Annotated in this window: 13 protein-coding genes; 5 read left to right on the top strand and 8 right to left on the bottom strand. The window is 71.9% G+C overall.

Translation table 11 applies throughout. The features are described from left to right. Positions 1-121: 121 nt before the first annotated feature. From LZP97_RS07425 to LZP97_RS07395, 7 genes are all read right to left on the bottom strand, one after another. Positions 122-502, bottom strand: coding sequence for a metal-sulfur cluster assembly factor (locus tag LZP97_RS07425; protein WP_010595076.1), 381 nt, complete (start codon positions 500-502; stop codon positions 122-124). Beyond that, positions 502-990 (bottom strand): Fe-S cluster assembly sulfur transfer protein SufU, encoded by a 489-nt coding sequence (sufU, locus tag LZP97_RS07420; RefSeq protein WP_010595077.1) that lies wholly within the window; start codon positions 988-990, stop codon positions 502-504. Before sufU ends, LZP97_RS07425 begins: the two co-directional genes overlap by 1 nt. Further along, positions 990-2,243: a cysteine desulfurase gene (locus LZP97_RS07415; protein ID WP_010595078.1), complete on the bottom strand. Its 1,254-nt coding sequence runs from the start codon at positions 2,241-2,243 to the stop codon at positions 990-992. Before LZP97_RS07415 ends, sufU begins: the two co-directional genes overlap by 1 nt. A 14-nt stretch (positions 2,244-2,257) precedes the next feature. Beyond that, a complete protein-coding gene (gene sufC / locus LZP97_RS07410; RefSeq protein ID WP_010595079.1) occupies positions 2,258-3,055 on the bottom strand; it encodes a Fe-S cluster assembly ATPase SufC in 798 nt (265 codons plus the stop codon). Positions 3,056-3,098: 43 nt separating this feature from the next. Further along, positions 3,099-4,328 (bottom strand): Fe-S cluster assembly protein SufD, encoded by a 1,230-nt coding sequence (gene sufD, locus LZP97_RS07405; RefSeq protein WP_017682206.1) that lies wholly within the window; start codon positions 4,326-4,328, stop codon positions 3,099-3,101. After that, positions 4,329-5,774 carry a Fe-S cluster assembly protein SufB gene (gene sufB / locus LZP97_RS07400; RefSeq protein WP_040271542.1) on the bottom strand — a complete coding sequence of 482 codons (1,446 nt, stop codon included), beginning with the start codon at positions 5,772-5,774 and terminating at the stop codon, positions 4,329-4,331. It abuts the gene before it with no gap. A gap of 91 nt (positions 5,775-5,865) precedes the next feature. Next, entirely contained in the window at positions 5,866-6,606 is a 741-nt protein-coding gene (locus LZP97_RS07395) for a helix-turn-helix transcriptional regulator (RefSeq protein ID WP_228287153.1), read from the bottom strand. Positions 6,607-6,703: 97 nt separating this feature from the next. Between LZP97_RS07395 and mptB the strand changes: the two genes are divergently transcribed. From mptB to LZP97_RS07375, 4 genes are read left to right on the top strand one after another with little or no spacing between them, the layout of a single operon-like run. Next, complete coding sequence (gene mptB, locus LZP97_RS07390; RefSeq protein WP_010595085.1) at positions 6,704-8,446, top strand: polyprenol phosphomannose-dependent alpha 1,6 mannosyltransferase MptB; 1,743 nt, start codon at positions 6,704-6,706, stop codon at positions 8,444-8,446. Further along, positions 8,443-9,387 carry an ABC transporter ATP-binding protein gene (locus LZP97_RS07385; protein WP_010595086.1) on the top strand — a complete coding sequence of 315 codons (945 nt, stop codon included), beginning with the start codon at positions 8,443-8,445 and terminating at the stop codon, positions 9,385-9,387. Before mptB ends, LZP97_RS07385 begins: the two co-directional genes overlap by 4 nt. Then, a complete protein-coding gene (locus LZP97_RS07380; protein ID WP_010595087.1) occupies positions 9,384-10,181 on the top strand; it encodes an ABC transporter permease in 798 nt (265 codons plus the stop codon). The genes LZP97_RS07385 and LZP97_RS07380 overlap by 4 nt, the downstream gene beginning before the upstream one ends. Before the next feature lie 49 nt (positions 10,182-10,230). After that, on the top strand, positions 10,231-11,196 hold the full coding sequence (locus tag LZP97_RS07375; protein ID WP_010595088.1) for a COX15/CtaA family protein: 966 nt from the start codon (positions 10,231-10,233) through the stop codon (positions 11,194-11,196). An 80-nt stretch (positions 11,197-11,276) separates the two neighbouring features. Here LZP97_RS07375 and LZP97_RS07370 read toward each other — a convergent pair whose 3' ends face one another. Further along, positions 11,277-11,618 carry a hypothetical protein gene (locus LZP97_RS07370; protein ID WP_010595089.1) on the bottom strand — a complete coding sequence of 114 codons (342 nt, stop codon included), beginning with the start codon at positions 11,616-11,618 and terminating at the stop codon, positions 11,277-11,279. A gap of 22 nt (positions 11,619-11,640) precedes the next feature. On the opposite strand from LZP97_RS07370, the gene LZP97_RS07365 reads away from it, so the two are divergent. After that, positions 11,641-12,606 (top strand): quinone oxidoreductase family protein, encoded by a 966-nt coding sequence (locus tag LZP97_RS07365; protein WP_010595090.1) that lies wholly within the window; start codon positions 11,641-11,643, stop codon positions 12,604-12,606. Positions 12,607-12,676 lie beyond the last annotated feature (70 nt).

The following is a 12,676-nucleotide window of genomic DNA, read 5'->3' as shown; positions in this document are numbered from 1 at the left end:
GCTCCCGGATCCGCGGAGCCGGCGGCTCCTGGGTCCACGGAGCCGGCGGCTCCCGGGTCCGCGGAGCCGGCACCTCCCGGATCCGGGGACACCTGGGGGACGTGCCGGGTCACCGGCCGCGTCAGACGGTGAACCCGAGCGCGCGCAACTGCTCGCGACCGTCGTCGGTGATCTTGTCCGGTCCCCACGGCGGCATCCACACCCAGTTGATGCGCAGCTCGTCGCACAGTCCGCTGCGGACGAGGGCGTTGCGGGACTGGTCCTCGATGACGTCGGTGAGCGGGCAGGCCGCCGACGTGAGCGTCATGTCGATGGTGACGGCGTCGTCGTCCTCGGAGATGCCGTAGACCAGGCCCAGGTCGACGACGTTGATCCCGAGTTCGGGGTCGACGACGTCGCGCATCGCCTCCTCGAGCTCGTCGTACCGCTCGGGATCGAGGGCGGGGGACGCGTCCGGGGCGGCGGGGGCGGTCTCGTCCGCCGGGGTCACGGGTTCGGTCATCAGTTCTGTCCTCCACTGGCTACGGGTGCGGTCCGGTGAGTGCTGTCGGTGCCGTCGGTGATCTGCACGACGGCGTCCTTGAACGCCATCCAGCCCAGCAGCGCGCACTTCACGCGCGCCGGATACTTCGAGACCCCGGCGAAGGCGATGCCGTCGCCGAGCACGTCCTCGTCACCCTCGACGGTTCCCCGGCTGCCGACCATCTCCGCGAACGCGTCGACGGTGGCCAGGGCGCGGTCCAGCGGGAGCCCGATCACCTGGTCGGTGAGCACCGAGGTCGACGCCTGGCTGATCGAGCAGCCCTGCCCGTCGTAGGAGACGTCCGCGACGGTGCCGTCGCCGGCGAGCTGCACCCGCAACGTCACCTCGTCGCCGCACGTGGGGTTGACGTGGTGCACCTGCGCTCCGTAGGGCTCGCGCAGGCCCCGGTGGTGCGGGTGCTTGTAGTGGTCCAGGATGACCTCCTGGTACATCTGTTCCATCCTCATCAGCGTGCTCCGAAGAAGTCCTGGGCCCGGCGGATCGCCGCACCGAGCGCGGCCACCTCGTCGAGCGTGTTGTACACGGCGAAGGAGGCCCGGGCGGTCGCCGCGATCCCGAATCGGCGGTGCAGCGGCCACGCGCAGTGGTGACCGACGCGGATCTCGACGCCCTCGTCGTCGAGGATCTGTCCGAGGTCGTGCGCGTGGATCCCGTCGACGACGAACGACACGGCCCCGCCGCGCTGCTCGGCCGTGGTGGGGCCGACGATCCGCACGCCGTCGATGCCCGCGAGTTCGGCCAGGGCCGCCGCGGTGAGCTCGTGCTCGTGCGCGGCGACGGCGTCCATGCCGATCTGCTGCAGGTACCGCACCGCGGCGCCGAGTCCGACGGCCTGCGACGACATCGGCGAGCCCGCCTCGAAGCGCTGCGGTGGCGGCGCGAACGTCGAGGCCTCCATGGTGACGGTCTCGATCATCGAGCCGCCGGTGATGAACGGTGGCACGTCGGCGAGCAGCTCGCGGCGTCCGTAGAGGACGCCGACGCCGGACGGGCCGAACATCTTGTGGCCCGAGAAGGCCGCGAAGTCGACCCCGAGCGCGTGGAAGTCCACGCCCATGTGCGGCACCGACTGGCAGGCGTCGAGCACGACGACCGCGCCGACGGCCTTCGCGCGCCGCACCAGCTCCTCGACCGGCGCCACGGCCCCGGTGACGTTGGACTGGTGGGTGAAGGCGACGACCTTGACCCGGTCGGTGAGCTCGAGGGAATCGAGATCGATGCGGCCGTCGTCGGTCACCCCGTACCAGCGCAGCGTGGCGCCGGTGCGGCGGGCGAGTTCCTGCCACGGCACCAGGTTGGCGTGGTGTTCGAGCTCGGTGACGACGATCTCGTCGCCGGGCCCGACCCGCCGGGGGAACCGGGCGTCGGCGAAGGCGTAGGCGACGAGATTGAGCGACTCGGTGGCGTTCTTGGTGAACACCAGCTCGTCCGCGTCCGCGCCGACGAAGTCGGCGATCACGGCGCGGGCACCCTCGTAGGCGTCGGTGGCTTCCTCGGACAGCTCGTGCGCTCCCCGGTGCACGGCCGCGTTGCAGGTGGTCAGGAACGCCCGTTCGGCGTCGAGGACCTGCGTCGGGCGCTGCGAGGTGGCCCCGGAGTCGAGGTAGACCAGGGGTTTCCCGTCGCGCACCGTGCGCCCGAGGATCGGGAAGTCGGCCCGGATCCGGGCGACGTCCACCGTGGGCACCTGCACCGTCATCGGCTCACCGTTCCTTACTTGTCGGCACCCGCGGCCGCGGCGGCCTGGGTGAAGCGCACGTAACCGTTCGTCTCGAGTTCGTCGGCGAGCTCCGGGCCGCCGGACTCGACGACGCGGCCACCGACGAACACGTGCACGAACTGCGGCTTGATGTAGCGCAGGATGCGGGTGTAGTGGGTGATCAGCAGTACGCCGCCGTGCTCGCGTTCCTGGTAGCGGTTGACGCCCTCGGAGACCACGCGCAGGGCGTCGACGTCGAGGCCGGAGTCGGTCTCGTCGAGGATGGCGATCTTCGGCGCGAGCAGGCCCAGCTGGAGGATCTCGTGGCGCTTCTTCTCGCCGCCGGAGAAGCCCTCGTTGACGGACCGGTCGCCGAACGCCGGGTCGATGTCGAGTTCGGTCATCGCCGACTTGACCTCCTTGACCCAGTGGCGCAGCTTCGGGGCCTCACCGCGGACCGCGGTCGCGGCGGTGCGCAGGAAGTTCGACATGGACACGCCCGGGACCTCGACGGGGTACTGCATGGCCAGGAACAGGCCGGCGCGGGCCCGCTCGTCCACGCTCATCGCGAGCACGTCCTCGCCGTTGAGAGTGATCGACCCGGAGGTCACCTCGTACTTGGGGTGGCCGGCGATGGCGTACGACAGGGTGGACTTGCCCGAGCCGTTGGGGCCCATGATGGCGTGGGTCTCCCCGGACCGGACGGTGAGGTTCACGCCCTTGAGGATGTCGATCGGCTCGGCGTTGTCGTCGGTCTGGGCGACGCGGACGTGCAGGTCCTTGATCTCGAGGACGTTCTGCTCGGTGGACATGTCGGTAACGGTTCCTTCGCGAATATGGGAGAACGGGTGGGGGTCAGGCGCCGACGGCGGCGAGTTCGGCCTCGATGGCGGCCTCGAGCCGCTCCCGGACGGCGGGCACGGTGATCTTCTCGACGAGTTCGTGGAAGAACCCCCGGACCACCAGCCGGCGGGCCTGCTCCTCGGAGATGCCGCGGGCACGCAGGTAGAACAGCTGCTCGTCGTCGAACCGGCCGGTGGCGCTGGCGTGGCCGGCACCGACGATCTCGCCGGTCTCGATCTCGAGGTTGGGCACCGAGTCGGCGCGAGCCCCGTCGGTGAGCACCAGGTTGCGGTTGAGCTCGAAGGTGTCGGTGCCCTCGGCCTCGGCGCGGATGAGCACGTCCCCGATCCACACCGTGTGCGCGTCCGGCTTGCCGGAGCCGGGATCGCCCTGCAGCGCCCCCTTGTACACGACGTTGGACTTGCAGTGCGGCTGCGCGTGGTCGACGAGCAGGCGCTGCTCGAGGTGCTGGCCGGCGTCGGCGAAGTACAGGCCGAGCATCTCGGCGTCGCCGCCGGGTGCGTCGTACCGGACCGTCGGGGACACGCGCACGAGGTCACCGCCGAGCCCGACGGTGAAGTGCCGCAGCACGGCGTCGCGGCCGAGGCGGGCATGGTGGGCCGCCACGTGCACCGCGTCGTCGGCCCAGTCCTGGACGGCGACGATGTTCAGGCGCGAGCTGTCGCCGAGGACGAACTCGACGTTCTCGGCGTAGGTGCCGGAACCGCGCTGGTCGAGGACCACGGTGACCGACGCGAACGGCTCGAGCCGCAGTTGCAGGTGCCCGAACGCGACCTTGCCCTCGCCGGGGCCGGTGACGGTGATCGTGACGGGCTCGGGAACCTCGACCTCGCGGCCGACCGTGACGACGGTGGCGGTGGTGAAGCCCGAGTAGGCCTGGGCGGCGACGCGGTCGGCGGGCACGCCGCCCTCGCCGAGGCGGGTGTCGTCGCGGCCGACGGTCTCGACCTGCACGCCGTCCACGGGGGTGACCTCCACGGTGGCGGTGCCGTCGGCGACCGCGGTGCCGTCGTGCAGGCCCCGCAGGCGGCGCAGCGGGGTGAATCGCCACGCCTCGTCGCGGCCGGAGGGGATCTCGAAGGCGTCCACGTCGAACGACGTGAACACCTCCCCCTTGTTCACGGCCGGCCCGGCGGCCTTCTCCGAGCGCGCGGCTCCCTGCACCCCGGTGGCGACGACCGGCGAGCCGGTGGCGGGGGTGTTCTTCGCTTCCGCAGTCATTTAGCCGACTGCCCCTTCCATCTGCAGTTCGATCAGGCGGTTGAGCTCGAGCGCGTACTCCATCGGCAGCTCCTTGGCGATGGGCTCGACGAAGCCACGCACCACCATCGCCATCGCCTCGTCCTCGGTCAGGCCGCGGCTCATCAGGTAGAACAGCTGATCGTCGGAGACCTTGGAGACGGTCGCCTCGTGCCCCATCGTCACGTCGTCCTCACGGATGTCGACGTACGGGTAGGTGTCCGAGCGGGAGATCTGATCGACGAGCAGCGCATCGCACTTGACGGTCGACTTCGACCCGTGCGCGCCCTTGTTGACCTGCACCAGGCCGCGGTAGGAGGCGCGTCCACCGCCGCGGGCCACGGACTTCGACACGATGGTCGAGGAGGTGTGCGGCGCCAGGTGCAGCATCTTCGCGCCGGTGTCCTGGTGCTGGCCCTCGCCGGCGAACGCCACGGAGAGCACCTCGCCGCGCGCGTGCTCGCCCATCATCCACACGGCCGGGTACTTCATGGTGACCTTGGAGCCGATGTTGCCGTCGATCCACTCCATCGAGCCACCGGCCTCGACCTTGGTGCGCTTGGTGACGAGGTTGTAGACGTTGTTCGACCAGTTCTGGATCGTCGTGTAGCGGCAGTGCCCGCCCTTCTTGACGATGATCTCCACCACCGCCGAGTGCAGCGAGTCCGACTTGTAGATCGGGGCGGTGCAGCCCTCGACGTAGTGCACGGAGGCGCCCTCGTCGACGATGATCAGGGTCCGCTCGAACTGGCCCATGTTCTCGGTGTTGATCCGGAAGTAGGCCTGCAGCGGGATGTCGACGTGCACGCCGGGCGGGACGTAGATGAACGAGCCGCCCGACCACACGGCGGTGTTCAGCGCGGAGAACTTGTTGTCGCCGGCCGGGATGACCGACCCGAAGTACTCCTTGAAGATCTCGGGGTGCTCGCGCAGGCCGGTGTCGGTGTCGAGGAAGATCACGCCCTGGGACTCGAGGTCCTCACGGATCTGGTGGTAGACCACCTCGGACTCGTACTGGGCGGCGACCCCGGCGACGAGGCGCTGCTTCTCGGCCTCGGGGATGCCGAGCTTGTCGTAGGTGTTCTTGATGTCCTCCGGCAGTTCTTCCCAGCTCGTGGCCTGCTTCTCGGTGGAGCGCACGAAGTACTTGATGTTGTCGAAGTCGATGCCCTCGAGGTTCGAACCCCACCCCGGCATCGGCTTCTTCTCGAAGGTGCGCAGCGCCTTGAGGCGGATGTCGAGCATCCACTCGGGCTCGTTCTTCTTCGCGGAGATGTCGCGCACGACCGCCTCGGACAGCCCTCGCTGGGCCGTGGCGCCGGCCGCGTCGGGATCCGACCAGCCGTAGCCGTAGTGACCGAGGGACGCGATGGTCTCCTCCTGTGTCAGCGGCGCGCCGGCCGACGCCTGATCCGATGTGACGGTCATGTGAGCTCCTTCCGGAGTCTTGTTCGGTGCCGGCGAGGGCTGGTCGCCGGCGGACAACGTCGTGCTTCTGTCGGGGATGTGCGGGTCCTGCTCAGGTCTTCCGGGCGTCCGACGGCGGCACCGGCACGTGGGTGGTGCAGAAGCTGTCGCCGTTGGCGATGGTCGCCAGCCGCTGGACGTGGGTGCCGAGAATCCGGGTGAACGCCTCGAGCTCGGCCTCGCAGAGCTCGGGGAACTGCTCGGCGACGTGCGAGACCGGGCAGTGGTGCTGGCAGATCTGCACGCCGGTGCCGACCCGCCGGGTCGAGGCCGCGAACCCCGCATCGGTGAACGCCGCCGCGATGTCCTCGGCGGTGTCCTCGATCTCGGCGCCGCTCCCGGACTCGACCGGGGTGACCCCGCCGAGCAGGGACTGCACGCGACGCCGGGCGAAGTCCTCGACCGCCGCCTCGCCGCCGACCTCCCGCAGGTGCCGCATCGCGGCGCTGGCCAGGTCGTCGTAGGAATGCCCCAGCCGTGCCCGGCCCACCGCGGTGAGCTGGAAGCGGCGCGCCGGCCGTCCCCGCCCCCGGCCCTCCCGCCGAGGTGGCGGAGCCGCCTGGGCCTCGCCGGTGTCGATGAGGGCGTCGAGGTGGCGGCGCACCCCGGCCGCGCTCAGTCCGAGACGGGCGCCGATCTCGGTGGCCGTGATCGGTCCCTCCTCGAGCAGCAGCTGCACCACCGCCGCCCGGGTCTGCCCCTCGTGGGCGCCCGGCACCTGGGCGACCGGCAACCCGGCAGGCGGATGACCTGCGCGTTCCCCGTGCACCCCGGTATCGGACGTCGTTTTCACAACACCAGTGTGACGGAATTGCCCCGGCCGGTCTACAAAGGGTGCCCTACCTTACAGGCGGCAAAGTCCCGGTTTCCGTCCCCGCTACGCTGCTCGCGTGCCGTCCACCGTGGAACCCGACCCGACCGGGCCGGCGCCGAGCCGCTGCGCCGCGGCCCTCGGGGCCCGCGCCGCCGAACTCGGCCGGCGCGCCCTCGGACTCGACGGGCGCGGCGGCGGCCCCGCCGTGGCCACGATCCTGCACGGCGACGAACTCGAGGGGCGTGGTCTCGACGCCACCGAGACCACCCAGCTGCACCGCATCCGGCTGTTCGGCGCGACGGGCACCGTGCTCATGGCGGTCGGCGCGCTCGGCGCGGGAGCGCAGCCGGTGCTGCAGAACCCCGTCCAGGGCCTGCGGGTGCTCGGGCTGCCCGCGCGCATGCCCAGCGCCGCGCTGACGCTGACCATGACGGGCACCGTGCTGGTGGTGCTGGCCTGGCTGCTGCTCGGTCGCTTCGCCGTCGGCCGCCGCGACCCGGACGGGGTGCCCCGACGCCTGAGCCGGTCCCAGCTCGACCGCACCCTGCTGCTGTGGATCCTGCCGTTGACGGTGGCGCCCCCGATGTTCAGCAAGGACGTCTACTCGTATCTGGCGCAGAGCGAGATCGCCGCCCGCGGCCTCGACCCCTACGGGATCGGCCCCGCCGGCGCCCTGGGGGTCGACCACGTCCTGACCCGCACCGTGCCCAACATCTGGCGCGACACGCCGGCGCCGTACGGGCCGGCGATCCTGTGGCTCGGGCAGCGGATCACCGACCTGACGGGCGAGAACATCGTCGCCGGGGTGTTCCTGCACCGCGTGACCGCGCTCGCCGGGGTCGCGCTGATCGTGTGGGCGCTGCCGCGGCTCGCGCGCCGCTGCGGTGTCGCCGCCGTCAGCGCCCTGTGGCTCGGTGCGGCCAATCCCCTGCTGCTGTTCCACCTCGTCGCCGGCATCCACAACGAGGCCCTGATGCTCGGTCTCATGCTGGCCGGTCTCGAGCTGGCGCTGCGCGGCATCCACACCGCCGATCCGGCGGCGCCGCTGCGCGGCCGGGCGCTGGGCTGGCTGCTGGCGGGCTCCGCGGTGATCGCGCTGTCGGCGATGGTCAAGGTGCCGTCGCTGCTCGCCCTCGGCTTCGTCGGGATGGCGCTCGCGCACCGCTGGGGCGGCACCGTGCGCGCGGTGGTCTCCGCCGCCGCGTTGCTCGCCGTGGTCGCCGTCGTCGTCGTGGGCGCGGTCAGCTGGGGCAGCGGGCTCGGGTTCGGCTGGACGCAGACCCTCGGGACCGCGACGGAGGTGCGCAGCTGGATGTCCATCCCGACGCTGCTCGGCCTGGGCACCGGCCTGGCCGGGGTGTTGCTCGGTCTCGGTGATCACACGACCGCGATCCTGTCGCTCACCCGGCCCGTCGCCGCGCTGATCGCGGCGCTGGTGACGGTGCGGATGATGCTGGCGGTGCTCACCGGCCGGCTGCATCCGGTGGGCGCGCTCGGGGTGTCCCTCGGCGCGATCGTGCTGCTGTTCCCGGTGGTGCAGCCCTGGTACCTGCTGTGGGCGGTGATCCCGCTGGCCGCGTGGGCCACCCGGCCGATCTTCCGGCTCCCCACCGTGGCGTTCTCGTCGCTGGTGAGCGTGATCCTGATGCCCAACGGCGGCGAGTACCAGCCGTTCATCATCGTGCAGGCGGCCATCGCGACGGTCGTCGTGGTGGGGCTCGCGATCTTCGCCACCCGCAACCGGCTGCCCTGGCGCGACGAGGACGACGCACCACCGCGTCCCGCCGATTCGCCCGGCGCCTACGCTGGAACCTCGTGACCTCGAGATCCCCCGTCGCTGCGCCGCCCGCCGTCCGCCTCGAGGGCGTCGTCAAGCGGTTCGGCGACCTCACCGCCGTCGACGGGCTCGACCTGACCGTCGACCGCGCCCAGGTGCTCGCGCTGCTCGGCCCCAACGGTGCCGGCAAGACCACCACCGTGGAGATGTGCGAGGGCTTCGTCACCCCCGACTCCGGGACCGTGCGGGTCCTCGGGCTCGACCCGATCGCCGACTCCGAGGCCCTGCGCCCGCGGATCGGGGTCATGCTGCAGGGCGGCGGCGCCTATCCGGGGTCCAAGGCCGGGGAGATGCTCGATCTGGTGGCCGCCTACTCCGCGGATCCGCTCGATCCGGCCTGGCTGCTGCGCAGCCTCGGGCTCGAGGAGGCACGGCGCACCCCCTATCGGCGGCTGTCCGGCGGGCAGCAGCAGCGGCTCGCGCTGGCCTGCGCCCTCGTCGGCCGGCCCGAACTCGTCTTCCTCGACGAACCGACCGCCGGTCTGGACGCGCAGGCGCGGCTGCTGGTGTGGGAACTGATCGACGCCCTGCGGCGCGACGGCGTCGCGGTGCTGCTCACCACGCACCTGATGGACGAGGCGGAGGAACTCGCCGACGAGGTCGTCATCATCGATCACGGCCGGATCGTGGCCGCCGGCACCCCCGCCGAGGTCGCCAGCACCGGCGCGGAGGGCCAGTTGTGGCTCACCGCCGCCCCGGGGCTGGATCTCGCTCCCCTGCGTGCCGCGGTGACGGACGCGTTCCGGGTGCGCGAGGCCGGTCCCGGCCGGTATCTCGTCGAGGGCCCCATCGATCCGCAGGTCGTCGCGGCGGCCGCCGCGTGGTGCGCCGACCAGGGTGTCCTGGCCCGCGAGATCCGGGTGGACCAGCGCAGCCTCGAGGACGTGTTCCTGGACCTGACCGGACGGGAGATCCGCGGATGAGCACCTCGCACGAGCGCCTGGCGGCGAACCGGTTCGCGCCCGGCACCTTCGCTCCCGCGCCCCGCCCGAACGGCCCGGCGGCGATGCTCGCCGCGCAGACCCGCATGGAGCTGGTGCTCCTGCTGCGCAACGGCGAGCAGCTGCTGCTGACGATGTTCATCCCGATCACCCTGCTGATCGGGCTCACCCTGCTCCCGATCGGCGATCTGGGCGAGGCCCGCGTCGAGCGCGTGCTGCCGGCGGTGATGATGGTCGCGGTGATGTCGACGGCGTTCACCGGGCAGGCCATCGCGGTCGGATTCGACCGCAGATACGGTGCATTGAAAAGACTCGGCGCCACCGCCCTGCCGAAATGGGGCATCATCGCAGGCAAGAGCGGTGCGGTGGCCCTCGTCGTCGCACTGCAGTCGATTCTGCTGGGCGGCATCGGTCTCGCCCTCGGCTGGCGCCCGGACCCGGTCGGGCTGCTGCTCGGCGCCGCCGTCATCGCCCTGGGCACCGTGACGTTCGCCACCCTGGGTCTGCTGCTCGGCGGCACCCTGCGCGCCGAGATCGTGCTGGCGCTGGCCAACATCATCTGGTTCGTGCTGCTCGGGATCGGCAGCGTCGTCCTCGCCGGCGGCGGTCTGCCCGATGCGGTGGTGCATCTGGCGCGCCTGGTCCCGTCCGGGGCGCTCGCCCTCGCCCTCGACGCGGCGCTGCGCGGCAGCGTCGACTGGCTGGCCGTGGCGATCCTCGGCGCGTGGGCGGCCGCCGGCGGGGTCCTGGCGAGCAGACTGTTCCGGTTCGTCTGACCGGCACCCCACTACAGGCTGTAGTGGACCGGCCCGTACCATCGTCGATGTGCTGTATCGCGGCTTCCTGCGCCTTGTCGACCGTCTGCCCCTGCCGTCCCTGCGGACCCAGCGGCTGCTCGCGCTGATCGCGATCCTGACCCAGGGCGGCATCGCCGTGACCGGGTCGATCGTCCGCGTGACCGCGTCCGGCCTGGGGTGCCCCACCTGGCCCCAGTGCTTCCCGGGCAGCTTCGTGCCCGTCGGTGTCTCCGAGGAGGTCGCCACCCTGCACCAGGTCGTCGAGTTCGGCAACCGGCTGCTGACGTTCGTCGTCGTCGCGTCCGCCGCGGCGGTCGTGCTGGCCGTGACCCGGGCCCGGCGCCGCCGCGAGGTTCTCGTCTACGCGTGGCTGATGCCCGCCGGCACCGTCCTGCAGGCCGTCATCGGTGGCATCACCGTGCTCGCCGGCCTGGCCTGGTGGACCGTCGCGGTGCACCTGCTGGCGTCGATGCTGATGGTGTGGCTGGCGGTGCTGCTGCATGCGAAGGTCGGCGAGCCCGACGACGGGGCGGTCGTGGAGACGATCCCGCGCCCGCTCCGGACCCTGACCGCGCTGTCCGCCGTACTGCTCGCCGGGGTGCTCGTCGCGGGCACGATGGTCACCGGCGCCGGCCCGCACGCCGGCGACAAGAGCGCCGATCGGCCGGTGCCGCGCCTCGAGATCGACATCGAGTCCCTGGTGCACCTGCACGCCGAACTGCTCGTCGGATACCTCGGCTTGCTCGTCGGCCTCGCCTTCGCGCTGTACGCCGTGGCCGCGCCGCAGGCGGTGAAGACGCGCCTGCACGTGCTGCTCGCCCTCGTCGTCGCCCAGGCCCTCGTCGGGGTCGTGCAGTACTTCACCGACGTGCCCGCCGCCCTCGTCGCCGTGCACGTCGCCGGCGCCGGGCTGTGCACGGCCGCGACGGCAGCGGTGTGGGCGGCGGGACGGGTCCGCACCACCGAACCGGCCCGCGAACCGGTCGCCGTCTGACCCCCGGGCGCACGCGCGCCGGAGAAACGGTTCCGGGGGCCACCCAGGACGGGTGACCCCCGGAGCCGTTCGAGGATCGGTCAGCGTTCGTTGCGGGCCCGCGGGAACCGGGTCTGACGGGCCACCCAGCCGGCCATCTTCTTCCAGTGGCCCTGCTGCGGCGTCGCGATGCTGGTCACTTCGCGATCCCACTCCGAGACCGTGACGCCGGGCAGCGCCTCGACCACCGCGTGCGCCGTGGCGAGATCGCGCACCACCCGGTCGCCGAGCACCCCGTCCTCGGCGACGACGGTGATGCGCACCGCGCCCCGCGCGACCGGCTGCAGCACCGCCTTGGCGGAGCCACCGTGCGCGGCGACGAAGCTGCGGAGGGATTTCACGATGTCGGCCGGTGCGGCCACGACCTGAGTATCGGCGCTCATGCCTGCAGAATACTGTGAACGTATGCGTGCAATCGAAGTGGCACGGTTCGGCGGCCCCGAGGTGCTCACCCCCGTCGAGCTCCCCGCTCCCGAGCCGGGGCCGGGCGAGCTGCTGGTCCGGACCGACGCCGTGGGCGTCAACTACATCGACACCTACTTCCGCACCGGGCTCTACCCCCGGGAGTTGCCGTACATTCCCGGATCCGAGGGCACCGGACGGGTCGTCGCGGTCGGTGAGGGCGTGGGCGGCGTCGCGGTCGGCGATCGGGTGAGCTGGGCAGCGGCCGACGGTTCCTACGCCGAACAGGTGCTCGTGCCGGCGGCGGTGGCGGTGCCCGTGCCCGACGCGGTTCCCGCCGAGCAGGCGGCGTCGGCGCTGCTCCAGGGCATGACCGCGCACTACCTGCTCAATTCGACGTATCCGGCGCAGCCCGGCGAGACCGTGCTCGTGCACGCGGGCGCCGGTGGGGTGGGCCTGCTGCTCACCCAGCTCGCCGCCGCGAAGGACGTGCGGGTGATCACGACCGTCTCCTCCGACGAGAAGGAAACCCTCTCGCGCGGCGCGGGCGCCGCCGAGGTGCTGCGCTACACCGACGACCTCGCCGAGCAGGTCCGGGATCTCACCGGCGGGGAGGGCGTCGCGGCGGTCTACGACGGCGTCGGCGCGGCCACGTTCGAGTCGTCGCTCGCCTCGCTGCGCATCCGCGGCACGTTGGCGCTGTTCGGCGCGGCCAGCGGTCCGGTGCCGCCGTTCGATCTGCAGCGGCTCAACCCCGCCGGCTCGCTGTACGTCACCCGGCCGACCCTCGCGCACCACGTGCGCACCCGCGAGGAGCTGATGTGGCGGGCGGGCGAGGTGTTCGCCGCCGTCGCGGACGGGACCCTCACCGTCCGGGTCGGCGCGCGGTACCCGCTGGCACAGGCGGAGCAGGCACACCGCGACCTCGAGGCCCGTCGCACGACCGGCTCGATCGTGCTGCTCCCCTGAGGTTCGCTCCGGGCGGAAGTACCGCTTCCGTCGCTCTCCGGCAGCGGACGGTACATTCGCCCGGTCCCGG

Origin of the sequence: Rhodococcus sp. DMF-1 (genome assembly GCF_021441945.1) — a bacterium.
GTDB lineage: Bacteria > Actinomycetota > Actinomycetes > Mycobacteriales > Mycobacteriaceae > Rhodococcus > Rhodococcus ruber.
The sequence above is the reverse complement of the archived record's forward strand: the minus strand, read 5'-3'. Positions and strand labels throughout refer to the sequence as shown.